Annotated in this window: 15 protein-coding genes and 1 pseudogene; 6 read left to right on the plus strand and 10 right to left on the minus strand. The window is 61.5% G+C overall.

Features of this window, described 5'->3' with window-relative positions; genetic code table 11:
* Positions 1 to 127 precede the first annotated feature (127 nt).
* Positions 128 to 1,229, minus strand: a pseudogene (locus NKI59_RS17660) (aldo/keto reductase).
* Positions 1,230 to 1,284: 55 nt separating this feature from the next.
* Complete coding sequence (locus NKI59_RS17665) at positions 1,285 to 1,713, minus strand: nuclear transport factor 2 family protein (RefSeq protein WP_352624878.1); 429 nt, start codon at positions 1,711 to 1,713, stop codon at positions 1,285 to 1,287.
* 114 nt (positions 1,714 to 1,827) lie between these two features.
* On the opposite strand from NKI59_RS17665, the gene NKI59_RS17670 reads away from it, so the two are divergent.
* Complete coding sequence (locus NKI59_RS17670) at positions 1,828 to 2,763, plus strand: LysR family transcriptional regulator (protein ID WP_352705685.1); 936 nt, start codon at positions 1,828 to 1,830, stop codon at positions 2,761 to 2,763.
* Here the strand turns inward: NKI59_RS17670 and tsf are convergent, their stop codons facing one another.
* The 5 genes from tsf to NKI59_RS17695 form a co-directional block, all read right to left on the minus strand.
* Positions 2,764 to 3,687, minus strand: a complete 924-nt coding sequence (tsf, locus tag NKI59_RS17675; protein WP_352471655.1) for a translation elongation factor Ts — start codon at positions 3,685 to 3,687, stop codon at positions 2,764 to 2,766. It lies immediately after the preceding gene.
* Between the two features lie 119 nt (positions 3,688 to 3,806).
* Positions 3,807 to 4,604 (minus strand): 30S ribosomal protein S2, encoded by a 798-nt coding sequence (gene rpsB / locus NKI59_RS17680; RefSeq protein ID WP_031211288.1) that lies wholly within the window; start codon positions 4,602 to 4,604, stop codon positions 3,807 to 3,809.
* A 203-nt stretch (positions 4,605 to 4,807) separates the two neighbouring features.
* Positions 4,808 to 5,086, minus strand: a complete 279-nt coding sequence (locus NKI59_RS17685) for a DUF4031 domain-containing protein (protein WP_352448814.1) — start codon at positions 5,084 to 5,086, stop codon at positions 4,808 to 4,810.
* Between the two features lie 43 nt (positions 5,087 to 5,129).
* The gene (locus NKI59_RS17690) at positions 5,130 to 6,428 is read right to left on the minus strand and encodes a lysophospholipid acyltransferase family protein (protein ID WP_352705687.1); all 1,299 of its coding nucleotides are present in this window, start codon (positions 6,426 to 6,428) and stop codon (positions 5,130 to 5,132) included.
* A 134-nt stretch (positions 6,429 to 6,562) separates the two neighbouring features.
* Positions 6,563 to 7,390 carry a cell envelope integrity EipB family protein gene (locus tag NKI59_RS17695; protein WP_023674927.1) on the minus strand — a complete coding sequence of 276 codons (828 nt, stop codon included), beginning with the start codon at positions 7,388 to 7,390 and terminating at the stop codon, positions 6,563 to 6,565.
* Positions 7,391 to 7,528: 138 nt separating this feature from the next.
* Between NKI59_RS17695 and NKI59_RS17700 the strand changes: the two genes are divergently transcribed.
* From NKI59_RS17700 to NKI59_RS17715, 4 genes are all read left to right on the plus strand, one after another.
* Positions 7,529 to 7,993, plus strand: a complete 465-nt coding sequence (locus tag NKI59_RS17700; protein WP_352448812.1) for a RidA family protein — start codon at positions 7,529 to 7,531, stop codon at positions 7,991 to 7,993.
* 14 nt (positions 7,994 to 8,007) lie between these two features.
* On the plus strand, positions 8,008 to 8,736 hold the full coding sequence (locus NKI59_RS17705) for a glycerophosphodiester phosphodiesterase (protein WP_352705690.1): 729 nt from the start codon (positions 8,008 to 8,010) through the stop codon (positions 8,734 to 8,736).
* A 40-nt stretch (positions 8,737 to 8,776) separates the two neighbouring features.
* Positions 8,777 to 9,991: a GNAT family N-acetyltransferase gene (locus tag NKI59_RS17710; RefSeq protein WP_352705692.1), complete on the plus strand. Its 1,215-nt coding sequence runs from the start codon at positions 8,777 to 8,779 to the stop codon at positions 9,989 to 9,991.
* 120 nt (positions 9,992 to 10,111) lie between these two features.
* A complete protein-coding gene (locus NKI59_RS17715) occupies positions 10,112 to 10,543 on the plus strand; it encodes an HIT family protein (protein ID WP_352502384.1) in 432 nt (143 codons plus the stop codon).
* 93 nt (positions 10,544 to 10,636) lie between these two features.
* Here the strand turns inward: NKI59_RS17715 and clpA are convergent, their stop codons facing one another.
* The 3 genes from clpA to NKI59_RS17730 form a co-directional block, all read right to left on the minus strand.
* A complete protein-coding gene (clpA, locus tag NKI59_RS17720) occupies positions 10,637 to 13,105 on the minus strand; it encodes an ATP-dependent Clp protease ATP-binding subunit ClpA (RefSeq protein ID WP_352448808.1) in 2,469 nt (822 codons plus the stop codon).
* Positions 13,106 to 13,111: 6 nt separating this feature from the next.
* Positions 13,112 to 13,438: an ATP-dependent Clp protease adapter ClpS gene (gene clpS / locus NKI59_RS17725; RefSeq protein WP_023674921.1), complete on the minus strand. Its 327-nt coding sequence runs from the start codon at positions 13,436 to 13,438 to the stop codon at positions 13,112 to 13,114.
* A gap of 274 nt (positions 13,439 to 13,712) precedes the next feature.
* Complete coding sequence (locus tag NKI59_RS17730) at positions 13,713 to 14,042, minus strand: phasin family protein (protein WP_352471661.1); 330 nt, start codon at positions 14,040 to 14,042, stop codon at positions 13,713 to 13,715.
* A gap of 298 nt (positions 14,043 to 14,340) precedes the next feature.
* Here NKI59_RS17730 and NKI59_RS17735 point away from each other — a divergent pair, with 298 nt between their 5' ends.
* Complete coding sequence (locus NKI59_RS17735; protein ID WP_352705694.1) at positions 14,341 to 15,729, plus strand: SPOR domain-containing protein; 1,389 nt, start codon at positions 14,341 to 14,343, stop codon at positions 15,727 to 15,729.
* Positions 15,730 to 15,764 lie beyond the last annotated feature (35 nt).

Raw genomic sequence — 15,764 nt, forward strand, 5'->3', positions numbered from 1 at the left:
ACTGGTCTTGTGGGGTGGTCGGCGTTGGGGGCCCCCAAAAAACTGTGGGGTACCATAAACCCTCGGCGCCCGGCTTTGCCCCGGGCCCCCCGAGCCGGAAAGTTGAGATCGTGGACCGGGATAGCCGTCAGCTCACGCCGGCAAAAGTGCCTCGCATGAGCAGATCCGGCAGATAGCTTGCCGGCTTACCGCCAACCGCCTGCCCACCGGTCAGGCCGCCTTGTATTTCAGGGCCGAAGAACGAATACGGAAAGGGCGTGACCGGCCGGCTCACCGCATCGAGCCGTGCCCGAAGATCTTCGGGAATGTCGAAATCAAGCGCGCCGAGATTGTCCTTGAGCTGGTCAAGCCTGGTGGCGCCGACGATGACGGACGCAATGCCTGGCCTGTTTGCCGTCCAGTTCAGGGCGACCTGCGCCATGCTGCGGCCGAGCTGGCCGGCAACCCTCTCCAGTTCGGCGACGATTTGCCAGTTGCGATCGGTGAATTTCTGGAACCGGGATTGGTCGAACCACGCATTGTCTCCAGCCACCATCCTCGACGATTGTATCGAAACGGTATTTTCCGCTGAGCAGGCCGCTGGCCAATGGACTCCAGACCATGATTCCGGCGCCATAGCGCGTGCCGAACGGCACGAACTCGTGCTCGATGTTGCGCTCGGCCAGCGAATATTCGAGCTGAAGCGCCGAAACCGGTTCATAGCCGCGATGCTCGGCGACGGCCTGCGCCCGGCTTGCGTACCAGGCCGGCACGTCGGACAGACCGACATGCCGGATCTTTCCGGCGCGCACCAGATCGTCCAGCGTCCGCATCACCTCCTCCGGCGGCGTCAGCCTGTCCCAGGTATGGAGGATGTAGAGGTCGATGTAGTCGGTGCCGAGCCGCTTCAGCGAACCGTCTATCGCCCGCAGGATGTTCTTGCGGCCGTTGCCCCCGGCGTTCGGGTTGTCCGGTTCGGCGTTGTAGGTGAATTTGGTACTGATCACCGCCTTGTCGCGCAGCCCACGCTCGGCGATGAAGTCGCCGAGCCAGGTTTCGGCCGTGCCACCGGTATAGAGATCGGCGGTATCGAAGAAATTGCCACCGGCTTCGACATAGGCATCAACCAAGGCGCGCGCGGTTTCCTTCTCCGCGCCCCAGCCCCATTCCGTGCCGAACGTCATGGTGCCGAGCGCCAGGCGGGTGACACGCAGCCCGCTGTTGCCGAGCGTGTAGTAGGACATGGTCATGGATTTTCTCCTGAAGTTTGAAAAGCGGGATTGAGGTCTTGCCTGGGATACGCAGTCAGGCCTTGGCCAGCGCATCGACCACCACCTGGAAGCGGCGCGGATCGAAATAATCGTGGTAGGCGCTGATCAGACCGCTCTTGAAGTGGAAAATCGCAATATTGCTGTTGGTGTATTCAGTGCCGCCGATCAGCACCGCGCGGTTCTTGTACTCAACGACGATCGCGTCCGAATCCGCTGCCGGATAGATGGCTGTCAGCTGCGAATCGAAGGATTCGAAATTGCCGAAGAGGCCTCGGAAGGCCGCCAGGATCGCGGCCTTACCATCGATGCTGTTTCCAAATCCTGCCGGCGGGTAGAAGACAAGTATACGGCCATCTTCAGCCCAAAGGTCGCCCCATGCCTCAATGTCCTTGCGGTGCATCAGATCAAAGAATTTACGCACGGTCTCGAGATTACGGGTTCGTTCGGAATCGAGGTCGGTCATTAGACGTCTCCTTGGCTGCTCGGCGATTGCCGTGTGATGCAGCCAAAGATGCGCCCTCCTTTCCCCGCCGATAAGATTGCATTATCCGAATGGACTATGCGATATCATGCATGAATGGACCGCGATCTGCTTAGCCACCTACCTGTAATCGTTGCCGTCGCGCGGCGTGGCGGCTTCGCGCCGGCAGCCGCCGAGCTCGGCATGAGCCCGTCAGCCGTCAGCCATGCGGTTCGGCTGGTAGAGGAGCGAATCGGCCAGCCGTTGTTTGCCCGCACCACGCGCAGCGTCTCGCTGACCGAGGCTGGCACCGCGCTTGTCGCTGCGGCGGAGCCGGCGCTGGAAGACATTGCCGACCGGATCGAACGTATCCGCTCTGTCAAAGGCCGGGCAAGCGGACTGCTCAGGATCAACGCGCCGCGTTTGGCACTGCCTCTGGCGCTGATGCCCATCCTGACGGCGATGGCGGAACGTTACCCTGACGTGACGGTGGAGATCGTCACCGACGAACGTCTGAGCGATATCGTCGGCGAGGGTTTCGACGCCGGCATCCGGCTGGGCGAGATGATCGCCGAGGATATGGTGACGGTGCGACTGACAGGGCCTTTCCGCAGCATCATCGTTGCCTCGCCGGCCTATGTCGGCCGGCGCGGACGGCCATGGGCGTTGGCCGATCTCGCCGCGCACAACTGCATCGGCTATCGGCTGTTGCGATCACGTGCGCTCTATCGCTGGGATCTGTCCGATCAGGGCAAGGATATCAGCGTCGAGACACGCGGCAGCGTCGTCGTCAGCGATCCGCTGTCGGCAAGGGAAATGGCGCTTGCCGGCATCGGCCTCGCCTATCTGTTCGAGCCGCTTGTCAAGCCGGACATCGAGGCAGGCCGGCTGGTCGAAGTCCTTGGCGAGGCATCGATCGAGGAACCGGGACTGTTCCTCTATTTCCCGCGCCGCGCCGCAATGGCCCCGAAGCTCCGCGCCTTCATCGACACCGCGGAAATCGGCCGGGCATCCTCGCGGATACCCGGCCGAAAAAGCCTTTCAAACGAATAGTTACTTCTTGACCGCTGCCGCGACTTCCGCCGCGAAATCGGTCTCTTCCTTCTCGATGCCCTCGCCGAGCGCGAAGCGCAGATAGGCAGCGATTTTGGCTGGCGCGCCGATTTCGCTTTCGGCATCCTTCAGCGCCTTCTCGACGGTAATGTCGGGATTGAGCACGAAAGCCTGCTTGAGCAGCACGACCTCTTCATAGAACTTGCGCAAACGGCCCTCGACCATCTTCTCGATGATCGCTTCCGGCTTGCCGGACTGGCGCGCCTGGTCGGCGAAGATCGCCTTCTCGCGTTCCACTGCGGCCGGATCGAGCTCTTCGGTGGTCAGGGCCATCGGATTGGTGGCAGCGACATGCATGGCAACCTGACGGGCGAAGGCGTTGGCGGCATGCGCGTTGCCTGTCGTCTCGATGGCCACCAGCACGCCGAGCTTGCCAAGGCCGTCGGCGACCGCATTGTGAACGTAGGTTGCGACAGCGCCGTGCTCGACGGTGAGCTTGGCCGAGCGGCGGAAGCCCAGATTCTCGCCGATGGTGCCGACAGCGTCCTTGATGGTCTCGGCGACCGACTTGCCCGAGCCCGGATAGGGAGCGGCGGCAACGGCCTCGGTCTTGCCGCCATAGGCAAGCGCGACCTTCGCGACATTGGCGACGATCTCCTGAAACGCAGCATTGCGGGCAACGAAGTCCGTCTCGGAATTGACCTCGACGATCGCTGCCTCGCGGACCCCGGAATCTACGCCGATCAGGCCTTCGGCAGCGGTACGGCCAGCCTTCTTGTCGGCCTTGGAAATGCCCTTCTTGCGCAGCCAGTCGATGGCTTCTTCCATATTGCCGTTGGTCTCGTTCAACGCCGCCTTGCAGTCCATCATGCCCGCGCCGGTCAAGTCGCGGAGTTCTTTGACCTGTGCAGCCGAAATGCTCATTGTCGCCTCTTTGTCTAAATGCACTGACGCACCATCGATTTTCGATGATGCGCCTGGTGCCGGTAGCGCTTACCGCGCCAACATATTGGAAAGATGAAGGCCGCAGCCGGCCTTCGCTACTATGCTTCCGGGGTCTGGGCTGCCGGGCTCTCGGCGGCCGGGGTCTGATCGAGCGCCGGCTCGACCGGAGCCTCGACCGATGCGCCGATATCGACACCGAGCGCGCCCTGCTGACGGGCGATGCCGTCGATAGCTGCCTTGGCGATCAAATCGCAATACAGCTGGATGGCGCGGGCCGCGTCGTCATTGCCCGGGATCGGGAAGTCGATCTTGTCCGGGTCGCAGTTGGAATCGATGATGGCAACGACCGGGATGCCGAGACGCTTGGCCTCGAGAATGGCGATCGCTTCCTTGTTGGTGTCGATCACGAACATCAAATCGGGCGTCGAACCCATATCCTTGATGCCGCCCAGCGCCTTGTCGAGCTTCTCACGCTCGCGGTCGAGGTTGAGGCGCTCCTTCTTGGTCAGGCCCTGAGCCTCGCCGGCCAGCATTTCGTCGAGCTTGCGCAGGCGCTGGATGGAATTCGAGATCGTCTTCCAGTTGGTCAGCATGCCGCCGAGCCAGCGCGAGTTGACATAGTACTGGGCCGAGCGCTGCGCGGCATCGGCGACGATGTCGGAGGCCTGGCGCTTGGTGCCGACGAACAGCACGCGGCCGCCCTTGGCAACAGTGTCGGAAACCTGCTTCAGCGCCTGGTGCAGCAAAGGCACCGTCTGCGAGAGGTCGATGATGTGTATGTTGTTGCGGGCGCCGTAGATATAGGGCGCCATTTTCGGGTTCCAGCGGTGGGTCTGGTGGCCGAAGTGAATGCCAGCTTCCAATAGCTGGCGCATGCTGAAATCAGGCAGAGCCATTCTTATTTCCTTTCCGGTTAGCCTCCACGGACACAGGCATTTTTGGACTTTGTCCTCGAACGCCACCGGAGGTTTCAGCCGGATTTCTCCCGGGCAGACACCAAAGTCCGTGTGTGGAATGAGCGCGCATATAGAGGGGAAGCGCGACAAACGCAAGCGTTGTGGCGTCTGTGTTTCAGCGTGCGGCGATCAGCGCACCGGTGTCATCGCCGCATCTTCCCCTTCGGCACCCGCACACGCCGGAAAACAGCGACGATCTCCTCGCGGGTGCATTCGATGGCGCCTAACCGCACTGCGCGGTCGCGCTCGAACCCGGTTATGTCATAATGCGGTGCCGATGTCTTCGGCGGTCCTTGGTAGGACGCGCGCTTGATGCCGAGCTGCCCGGCAAAGCGATGCAGCTCGTCGGTGTCGTCTGCCAGCAGATGACACCAGCGGTGGCCGACCCATTTCCAGATCGCCGCATCGACATAGACCGCCATGAGGCTTGCCGCACTCCTTCATCTTGCGCCGACCAACACATCGCTAACGATGATAGAAGGGATTGGCATAGAAAATGAAGCCGCCGCCGGCCTCGAGTTGCGTCATCGTCCTGGTGACGGTCTCCTGCATCCGGCCGTGCAGTTCGGCGAGTGCCTCCTCGACGGAGCCTTGATAGGCGTGCAAGCCTAGCGGCTCCGGTACCCGGACATAGGCGCGGCGTGGGCCTGCCGGCTGCGGCACGAAACGGTTGATCGTATCGCGCAGCGTACCCTTGCAATAATCGTTGCGGATCCGCTTCAAATGTTCGGCGATCTCCTCCTGCGTGATGCCCGGGTTGGCTGAAGCCCACGGCCCGACACGCTGCACGCGCTGGATTGTATCCGCCAGCATTCGGACCTGCTTCTGGCTTCCACTGCCATCCGTGTCTTCCCGCAGCCAGCGCCGCGAACGGCGCAAAAGGTCCGCATTGTCGAGCGTGCCGGCGTCGACCGAGACAAGTTCGGCAAGGCGACGGCCGAGTTCGGTCAGCAGGTCCTTTTGACGTGCGTCATACGAAGCCCGCTCATCGGACCGCAGGCCATATGCAGCCTCATCGCGCGACAGCAACGTCGCATAGATATGATGGATGCGCTCCGGCAGCGAATCGGCGGCACGGCGTTCGATCTTCAGGCTGTGCTCGACATAGGCGCATTCCCTTGCCAGCGCTGCCTCGACATTCCCCGTGAAAGCAAGCTTCCAGATCACGGGCGCGATCCAAACCTTGAAATCCGGATCCGTCAGGCGGCCGCGCTTCAGCGCCTCGAACCCCATTTCGACCGCGCCCGGCAGCAGCGGGGCAATGATGTTGGCATGCCAGCCGACACCGCCTTCGGGATGCAGGAGCACGCCGTGCCCCTTCAGCGCCCAGGCCACCGAATGTTCCTTGGCGGCCGCGCTGTTGCCCGGGATTTGCGCGATCAGATTGTTGGCCAACCAGAATTTCTGCATCAGCCTGCCAAGCCCGTTGACGACGCCGTGCGTGGCCCAGGATGCCGCCAGCGGGCTTACCCGCGAGACGACCTCCTTGTCGATCATCCAGTCGGTAAAGAATTCGGGATGGTTGGGCGTGATGAACGTCGCCTTGCCCGCGCCGCAACAAGCCTTCAGCCTTTGCCGGTCATCCTCCGGAAAATCGATGTGGCGGACATTGGCGACGCCGCGCAAACCGGCCAGACGGTTGAATGGCAACAGGTCGCGAAAGCCTGGAATGCCGTGCAGCATGACAATCCGGTTGACGAATGTCATAGCGTTGATCAGCGTCGCATTGGGCCGCGGCGCCACAAAAACGTCGATCCTGCTCAACCTGCTCCCCCGCGGCGCATACCGTCATAAGACGTTGATAGGCAATTGCGGCATGCTCAAGTCGATGCGACCTGCCACGCAAGATTAAGCGCTACTATCCCGGATAGCGCCGGCGGCTTGCCGTTCACTCGAGCTTATTTAGACGGGCAGGTCTTTGGCTGATCGAACAGCGACAGATTGACCAGTTTGCCGGTCATCGAGAACTCGCCATAGTCCATGACGAGATCGCGCGTGATGCCGTTCTTGTGCAGCTTGAAGCTGATCCGGTATTCCGGCACCTCCTCGCCGCCTTTGTCGGCATCATCGAAATAGGCGATGTCGACCGGCCAGTATTTGTCGGTGGCGAGCTTGGCCAGCGCCGGCGCTTCCGGATCGGCATTGTCGGCATCGGCTTGCTTGCCGACGACGACGGTGGTGGTCACCACCTTGTTGGCATCCTCAGAGCCGTCGAACAGGTTGGTTTCGTAGAAACGCTCGCCCTTTTCCGCCTTGCCGATCATTTCGACCATTTGCTGGGTCGGGAACTGCGTTGGCGCGAGTTCCAGGCTGTTCTTCTCGGGCTTGTCGATATCGACCTTGAGACCGTTGGCTTCCTTCGTTGCGGTACCCTTGACCTCCTTGTCGAGGTTCTGGTCGACAAAGGATTTGTTCACGAAGGAGAAGGTCTTGCCCTCGGCATCCTCGAAGGTGGTCATCTGCTGGTCGGTCAGCCTGGTGTTGTCGCTGGTTACGATCTGGGTCACCAAACGGAACTTTACCGTATAGCCCTCGCAAGGCGAGCCGTTGAACTCGTAGACCATGCGGCCGGTGATGCCGGTAATGCCGGAGCGGTCTGAAGCCTTGTCGAGTGAAATGTCGTAAACAGCACGATGCGCCTGCAGCGCAGGCACCGCAAAAGCGGGAGCCGCCCAGGAAGCCGCTGTCAAGAGAACGGCGTTGAATGCGAGGCGCGTTGCGCGCATGGGGTGCTCCGATCATCGCGGCTAATGGCAAGCCGCATGGAAAGATGGTCCAGCTTAAAAAAAGTCGTGGCGGAAGCGAGGCAAAAATAGCAATTTCGGCCCGGCCTGCGCGGCACCTTCAAGCAATAGGGAAATAGCATGAGCGAAACAATCGAAAAGCGGCTAAGCGATCTCGGCGTGACGCTGCCGGCCGCCGCCGCGCCCGCCGCCAATTACGTGCCCTATTGCCGGACCGGCAATCTGCTGTTCACCGCCGGGCAGTTGCCGCTCAAGGAGGGCAAGCTTCAGGCGAGCGGACTGCTTGGCCGCGATGTCGACACCGCGACCGGCAAGGAAGCCGCAAAATACTGTGCGATCAACATATTGGCCCAGGCTCAGGCGGCACTTGGCGATCTCGAGAAAATCCGTCGCTTGGTGAAGATCACCGTCTTCGTCGCCTCGGCACCGGATTTTGTCGAACAGCATCTGGTTGCCAACGGCGCCTCGGATTTTCTCGCCGCCGTGCTCGGCGATCGTGGCAAGCACGCTCGCTCCGCCGTCGGCACCGCCTCCCTGCCGCTTAATGCCGCAGTGGAAATCGAAGCGATCTTCGAAGTCGAATGACCGGGACTGCAACCATGACCGATCTTTCCTGGCTGACCGCCCGGCCCGTCGCCCATCGCGGCCTCCACGACATGAACAAGACGCGCTGGGAGAACACCCTTTCCGCCTTCGCTGCGGCGACCGAGCGCGGCTACGCGATCGAATGCGATGTGCACCTATCATCCGACGGCGTCCCCGTCATCATCCACGATGGCGATCTGCTGCGGCTGACCGGCGAGGACGGCTTCGTCTGGCAGCGTACGGCTGCCGAGATCACGGCGCTGAAGGTCGGCGGCACCGCCGACCATTTGCCGACGCTGCAGCAGGCGCTTGATCTGGTCGACGGCCGTGTGCCGATGGTTGTAGAGCTGAAAGGTGCTGCCGGGCACGACGAAGGCCTGGTCGAAAGCGTCGGCAAGATGCTCAAGCATTACAAGGGCAAGACCGCGATCATGTCGTTCGACCATTGGCTGATCCGCGAGTTCCCGAAATATGCACCCGGCATACCCGGCGGGTTGACCGCCTACGGCAACGACAACCACCTGATCGAGGCGCATTTCGCGATGCTGGCGCATGACATCGCCTTCACCTCCTACGCTGCCGGCGACCTGCCGAACCGGTTCGTCTCCTTCGTGCGAGAGAGACTCGGCATGCCGGTGATCACCTGGACCGTGCACGACCAGCCTGCCGTCGACCTGACCTTCAAATATGCCGATCAGATGACGTTCGAAGGATTCGAGCCCGATCTGGTACGGCTCGCCTGAGCGGGCTTGTATGGGTCCGCAGCGAGCTTAAGTAAGCCTCATGGATCAAGGGGACGACTGCGAAAGACAAACGGCGAATGCGGAGCTGTCGATCCGCATCGCCGCGGGCATCGGCGCCTTTACCAGCGCTGAATGGGACAGCCTCGGCGGCACTACACGCGGCGATGCAGAATACGGCTACAACCCGCTTGTTTCATTCGCTTTTTTGAGCGCGCTGGAAGATTCCGGCTGCGCTGTTCGGCGCACCGGCTGGCAGGGCCATCACCTCAGGCTGGAAACCGCGCGAGGCAAGCTGCTCGGGGCGGTCCCCTGCTATCTGAAGTCGCACAGCCAGGGCGAATATGTCTTCGACCATGGCTGGTCGGACGCGTTCGAACGCGCCGGCGGGCGCTACTATCCGAAGCTGCAATGCGCGGTGCCGTTCACACCCGTCACCGGCCCTCGCCTGCTGGTCGGCAGGGGCGAGGACAGCCCCACCGTCAAGGCCGGTCTTGCGGCCGGCCTGAAGGCGGTGACGGATAAGCTCGGCGTGTCTTCCGCGCATGTTACTTTCGCGCCGGAGGATGACGTCCAGATATTGGCGGCGGCCGGCTTCCTTCATCGCACCGACCAGCAGTTTCACTTCTTCAACGAAGGCTTTTCGAGCTACGACGATTTTCTCGCAACGTTAGCCTCGCGCAAGCGCAAGGCAATGAAGAAAGAGCGGCGCGAGGCCCTCGCCGACGGTATCTCGATCGACTGGCTGACCGGCAAGGATCTGACCGAAAAGGCCTGGGACGACTTTTTCGCGTTCTACATGGATACCGGCAGCAGGAAATGGGGCCGGCCCTACCTCAACCGCGATTTCTTCTCGCTGATCGGCGAACGCATGGCCGACGACATCCTGCTGGTCATGGCCAAACGCAACGGGCGCTACATTGCAGGTGCCATCAACTTCATCGGTTCAGACGCGCTCTACGGCCGCAATTGGGGCTGCATCGAGGACCACCCGTTCCTGCATTTCGAGGTCTGCTACCATCAGGCGATCGATTTCGCCATCTCGCGCAAGCTGAAGGTGGTTGAAGCCGGTGCGCAGGGCGAGCACAAGCTGGCGCGCGGCTACCGGCCCGTGACGATGCATTCGGCGCACTACATCGCCCATCCAGGTCTGCGCAATGCAGTGGCCGACTACCTCCAACGCGAGCGGCGCGAAGTCGAGCGGATGAGCGAATATCTGGAAGAGCACACCCCGTTCCGCAAGGACATGGCGGAGTAGAGTAGCGAGCCCCAATCGCTCAGCCGAGCGGGCCGGCACGGCCGATGTCGACCGATCGTCTTGCCCGCCCGGAACAGCTTCGCTACACGAGACAGCGAGCCAAGAACCGGAGCGCGCGCCATGGCCGAAGCAACCTATGACAGCAGCAACATCTTCGCCAAAATCCTGCGCGGAGAAATCCCTTCGCACCGCGTCTACGAGGATGACGCGGTCATTGTCTTCATGGATGTGATGCCGCAAGGACAGGGTCACACGCTGGTGGTGCCGAAAGCGCCGTCGCGCAACCTGCTTGACGCGGATCCGGCGGTGCTTGGCCCGCTCTTCGCTCACGTCCAGAAAGTTGCGCGGGCCGTAAAGAAGGCCTTCGATGCCGATGGCGTCACGGTTATGCAGTTCAACGAACCAGCTTCGGGGCAGACTATCTTTCACCTTCACGTCCATGTCATTCCGCGCTTCGAGGGCATTCCCCTGAAACCGCACAGCGGACAGATGGAAAAGCCTGAAGTCCTGGCCGAAAACGCCGGCAAGATACGGATGGCGCTGGCAAGCTGAACCGGTGCAACCGCTTTGGCGGGCGCCGGGCGGTTAACCGGAAGGTGTCACAAAAAAAGCCCCGTTTCCGGGGCTTTTTTACTGGCTGGTTCGTCAGTTCTTACGCGGCAGTTGCGGCACAAGGCTGCGCTTGCCGCCGTCCTTACCTTTGGGCTCCGGCTTCTGCGCCACCGCCTTTTTCGCGGCGGGCTTTTTCGCCACCGCCTTCTTGGCCTTCGGCGCGTCGTCCGGCTCTTCCTTCTTCGGCTTCACCGGCGCCTCGTCGGCGAGCGATTCGAGCTTCAGGCCGGTCTCGCCGGTTTCCTTCTTCTCGACGGTGACACGCACCGTGCCGCCCTTCTTGAGCTTGCCGAACAGCACCTCGTCGGCCAGCGGCTTCTTGATGTGCTCCTGGATGACACGGCCAAGCGGCCGGGCGCCCATGCGCTCGTCATAGCCCTTGTCGGCCAGCCATGCGATTGCATCCTGCGACAAGTCGAAGGTCACGCCACGCTCGGAAAGCTGTGCTTCCAGCTGCATGACGAACTTCTGCACCACCTGATGGATGACCGGCACCGGCAGCGAGCCGAACGGAATGATCGCATCGAGACGGTTGCGGAACTCCGGCGTGAACAGCCGGTTGATCGCCTCGACATCGTCGCCTTCGCGCTTGGTCGAACCGAAACCGATGGCCGCGCGCTGCGCGTCGGACGCGCCCGCATTGGTGGTCATGATCAGGATGACATTGCGGAAGTCGATCTGCTTGCCGTTGTGGTCGGTCAGCTTGCCGTGATCCATGACCTGCAACAGGATGTTGAACAGATCCGGATGCGCCTTCTCCACTTCGTCCAGCAACAGCACGCAATGCGGATGCTGGTCGACGCCGTCGGTCAGAAGGCCGCCCTGGTCGAAGCCGACATAGCCGGGAGGCGCGCCGATCAGCCGTGAAACGGTGTGGCGTTCCATATATTCCGACATGTCGAAGCGGATCAGCTCCACGCCGAGCGAGGCGGCGAGCTGCTTGGCCACTTCCGTCTTGCCGACACCGGTCGGACCCGAGAACAGGTACGAACCGATCGGCTTTTCCGGTTCCCGCAGGCCGGCCCGCGCCAGCTTGATGGCCGAAGTCAGCGCGGTGATCGCGGTGTCCTGGCCGTAGACGACGCGCTTCAACTCGATGTCGAGACCTTGCAGCACCTTCTCGTCGTCGGCGGAAACCGTCTTCGGCGGGATACGCGCCATCGTGGCGATCGTCGCTTCGATCTCCTTGATGCCGATGGTCTTCTTGCGCTTGGCTTCCGGCACGAGCATCTGCGAGGCGCCGGTCTCGTCGATCACGTCGATCGCCTTGTCCGGCAGCTTGCGGTCGTTGATGTAACGCGCCGAGAGCTCGACCGAAGCCTTGATCGCCTCGCTCGTGTAGCGAACCTTGTGGAACTCCTCGAAATAGGGCTTGAGGCCCTTCATGATCTCGATGGCGTCCTCGACGGTCGGCTCGTTGACGTCAATCTTCTGGAAGCGCCGCACCAGCGCGCGGTCCTTCTCGAAGAACTGCCGGAACTCCTTGTAGGTGGTCGAGCCGATGCAGCGGATCGCGCCGGACGACAGCGCCGGCTTCAACAGGTTCGACGCATCCATGGCGCCGCCAGAAGTGGCCCCTGCCCCGATCACGGTGTGGATCTCATCAATGAACAGCACGGCGCCGGGATAGTCCTCGAGCTCCTTGACGACCTGCTTCAGCCGCTCCTCGAAATCGCCGCGATAACGGGTGCCGGCCAGCAGCGTGCCCATGTCTAGCGCGAAGATGGTGGCATTGTGCAGCACTTCGGGAACGTCGCCCTCGACGATGCGCTTGGCGAGGCCTTCGGCGATCGCCGTCTTGCCGACACCGGGATCACCGACATAGAGCGGGTTGTTCTTGGAGCGGCGGCACAGCACCTGGATGGTCCGGTTGATCTCGCTCTCGCGACCGATCAATGGATCGATCTTGCCGGCCTTGGCCTTGTTGTTCAGGTTGACGCAATAGGCAGTCAGCGCGTCCTGCTGCTGCTTCTTCTTGCCGCCTTCCTCTTGCGGCTCGGCCCCGCTCTGGCTGCCTTGCTCGTCGTCGGCGCCGCGCGGCGTCCGCGTCTCGGAAGCGCCGGGACGCTTGGCGATGCCATGCGAGATGTAGTTGACCGCGTCGTAGCGGGTCATCTGCTGTTCCTGCAGGAAGTAAGCGGCGTGGCTCTCGCGCTCAGCGAAGATGGCGACGAGCACGTTGGCGCCGGACACTTCCTCGCGACCTGACGACTGCACATGGATCACCGCGCGCTGGATGACGCGCTGGAAACCGGCAGTCGGCTTGGAATCTTCATCGTAGCCGGTGACGAGGTTGTCGAGCTCGGTGTCGATATAGGTGAGGACCGTATGCTTCAACTCGTCGAGATCGACGTTGCAGGCACGCATGACGGCCGCCGCCTCGGTGTCGTCGATCAGGGCGAGCAGCAAATGTTCAAGGGTTGCATATTCATGGTGCCGCTCATTGGCGAGCGTCAGCGCTTGGTGAAGCGCCTTTTCCAGGCCTTGGGAGAAAGCCGGCATGTTACCTCACTTCTTCTCCATCACGCATTGCAGCGGATGCTGATTCTGTCGGGCGAAATCCATGACCTGAGCCACTTTGGTCTCGGCCACCTCGAATGTATAGACCCCGCACTCGCCCACCCCATGATTGTGAACATGAAGCATTATGCGTGTGGCGGCTTCGCGGTCCTTCTGGAAAAAGCGCTCCAGCACGTGGACCACGAATTCCATGGGTGTGTAGTCGTCGTTAAGAATGAGGACCCGATACAGACTGGGCTTCTTGGTCTTGGTTTTTGTGCGCGTGATGACGGCCGTGCCGCGACCGGCCTCATTGCCGTTGCTGCCGTTCTGCATTCGCACCACGTAGCTCGTGGCAGTCAAACCTGTAGTCACGTAGTCCTGCCTCTTTCGAATCCTCATGCATGCTCGACATGTAGGTGTTCGATGGACGATTTTAAGCCCTTCTGTTTAGCTGACAATATGGCTAGGTGGCCAAACTTGACCGATTTTTCAAATCGTGAAGACCGCAGGCCCCCGATTTCGAGCTGGCATGAAAAAACCCGGCCGCGCGTTCGCGACCGGGTCTGTCTTTGCAAGCCCAGGGGCCGGCTCGGAATGTTCGTCGAATTTACTTCGCCTTGGCGACGATCGATTCGAACGGCTTGTAGGCTTCCTTGGCGAGTTCGGCATAGAGATCGCCAAGCTTGGTGGCTTCGGTGACGAAGCTCTCATAGGACTGCTTGGCATAGTCGGACTGGATATCGATCGCCTTGTCCAGCGACTTGGCGGAAAAGAGCTTCTCGACAGCGGCGCTACCGGCTTCGAAGCTTTTCTTGGTGTACTCGCCCGCCTCGGCGGCGATAGCCTGCGCACCCTTGGACAGCGAGGCGAAGCTCTTCAATCCGGTGTCCGCAAATTCCTTGCCGTATTTGCTGAAATCTTCATAGGTCTGGGTCATTTCACGCATTCCCTTGAACGGTTGCCTTGGACGATAGACGCGGCTTGTCCGGGCCGCGTTGTGCAATGCGTGTAAATATATTGTGCAGTGCACAAAAGTCAAGATTCCCGCGGCAATGCGGATCGTGAGCTGCCGGCAATCGCTAAGATTCGAATAAAGAGAAGCTCAATCCCACAGAAAATGGTGAACGCGGCGGTTACCATAAACGGATTGGTAACGCTGCCCGCGTTAGCGTGGCCGGAGGTGAGGCAGGACCCTTTGCCGCCTCCAAGGCAACGGAAATTCAAAGGAACTATCAGTGCGTAAGGCGTTGTCGGGCTTCGTTTCCAAATCCGCGTCCCCCCTCAAAACGATCATGATCCTCGCTATGGCGATGAGCTTCGTCGTCGCGGACGCGGCCTCATCCATGGCGGCCAAGTCGGCGGCCATCGTCATCGATGCCAAGACCGGCAAGGTGCTTTATTCGTCGGATGCCGATGGCCGGCGCTATCCGGCTTCGCTTACCAAGATGATGACGCTCTATCTGACGTTCGAGGCGTTGGCGAAGGGCAGGATCAGCAAGAATTCCCCGGTCGTGTTCTCGGCCAATGCCGCTGCCGAACCGCCGACGAAGCTCGGCGTCAAGCGGGGCGGCTCGGTCACGGTCGAGACCGCGATCCTGTCGATGGTGACCAAATCGGCAAACGATTCCGCAACAGCGCTTGGCGAGATGCTCGGCGGCAACGAAGCCAATTTCGCCCGCATGATGACCGCCAAGGCGCGGGCGCTGGGCATGAGGGGAACCGTTTTCCGCAACGCCAACGGCTTGCCTGATCCCGGCCAGTTCACGACCGCGCGCGACATGGCGATGCTCGGCATCGCCCTGAGAGAGCATTTCCCGCAATACTACGGCTATTTCTCGCAGCGCTCCTTTCTTTACGGGCGGCAGCGCATCAACGGCCACAATCGTCTGCTCGGACGCATCAAGGGCGTCGACGGCATCAAGACCGGTTACACCCGCGCCTCCGGTTACAATCTGGTCTCCTCGGTCTCGGATGGCGATCGGCGCATCGTAGCGGTGGTCATGGGCGGCAGGTCCGGCGGCAGCCGCGACAGCCAGATGGCCGGGTTGATCAATGCGTACATGCCGCAGGCGTCGTCGCGCGGCGGCGGCGTGCTGATTGCCAAGGCCGGCGGCGGCAATCCGATTTCAGCCTTGGCCAAGGTGCTTCTGCCGAAGCATGACGCGCCGACACCGGACAGAAAGCCGGACGACGATGCCGTTGCCTCTCTTGTCGAGGAAAATGCGCCCGTCGTTGAAGAGACCGCTCCGGTCGTTCAGGCCAAGAGGGTCAAGACGACGGCTGTGTCGACGGTGGACGACGTGGCGACAGCCCGGGTCGCCGCAGCCTATGCCGAACCGGCGGCAGAGGTCGATCCTGTCAGCACGGCGTCGGTGCCATCCGGCTGGGCAATACAGGTCGCCTCTTCGCCAAAACAGGCCGAAGCGAAGGCTTTCCTCGACAAGGCGACGAAGCAGGCGCCCTCCGTTCTGACCGATGCCTCCGGTTTCACCGTCGCCTTCGACAAGGACGGTGTCACCTACTACCGCGCCCGGTTCGGTGGTTTCGGTTCGAAGACGGCTGCCTGGAAAGCCTGCAACGCTTTGAAAAAGAAGAAGATCGAGTGCTACGCCGTCCAGCAGTAAGCGGCGCGCGAAACGATATCTTTCCCGAAGTTCTG

This window comes from Mesorhizobium sp. M0598, assembly GCF_040320865.1.
Classification (GTDB): Bacteria; Pseudomonadota; Alphaproteobacteria; order Rhizobiales; family Rhizobiaceae; genus Mesorhizobium.

Bases quoted from the DNA above. Each gene is read 5' to 3' on its own strand.
- NKI59_RS17665 (WP_352624878.1), bottom strand. From the start codon at position 1,713: ATGACCGACCTCGATTCCGAACGAACCCGTAATCTCGAGACCGTGCGT.
- NKI59_RS17670 (WP_352705685.1), top strand. From the start codon at position 1,828: ATGGACCGCGATCTGCTTAGCCACCTACCTGTAATCGTTGCCGTCGCG.
- tsf (WP_352471655.1), bottom strand. From the start codon at position 3,687: ATGAGCATTTCGGCTGCACAGGTCAAAGAACTCCGCGACTTGACCGGC.
- rpsB (WP_031211288.1), bottom strand. From the start codon at position 4,604: ATGGCTCTGCCTGATTTCAGCATGCGCCAGCTATTGGAAGCTGGCATT.
- NKI59_RS17685 (WP_352448814.1), bottom strand. From the start codon at position 5,086: ATGGCGGTCTATGTCGATGCGGCGATCTGGAAATGGGTCGGCCACCGC.
- NKI59_RS17695 (WP_023674927.1), bottom strand. From the start codon at position 7,390: ATGCGCGCAACGCGCCTCGCATTCAACGCCGTTCTCTTGACAGCGGCT.
- NKI59_RS17700 (WP_352448812.1), top strand. From the start codon at position 7,529: ATGAGCGAAACAATCGAAAAGCGGCTAAGCGATCTCGGCGTGACGCTG.
- NKI59_RS17705 (WP_352705690.1), top strand. From the start codon at position 8,008: ATGACCGATCTTTCCTGGCTGACCGCCCGGCCCGTCGCCCATCGCGGC.
- NKI59_RS17710 (WP_352705692.1), top strand. From the start codon at position 8,777: ATGGATCAAGGGGACGACTGCGAAAGACAAACGGCGAATGCGGAGCTG.
- NKI59_RS17715 (WP_352502384.1), top strand. From the start codon at position 10,112: ATGGCCGAAGCAACCTATGACAGCAGCAACATCTTCGCCAAAATCCTG.
- clpA (WP_352448808.1), bottom strand. From the start codon at position 13,105: ATGCCGGCTTTCTCCCAAGGCCTGGAAAAGGCGCTTCACCAAGCGCTG.
- clpS (WP_023674921.1), bottom strand. From the start codon at position 13,438: ATGCAGAACGGCAGCAACGGCAATGAGGCCGGTCGCGGCACGGCCGTC.
- NKI59_RS17730 (WP_352471661.1), bottom strand. From the start codon at position 14,042: ATGACCCAGACCTATGAAGATTTCAGCAAATACGGCAAGGAATTTGCG.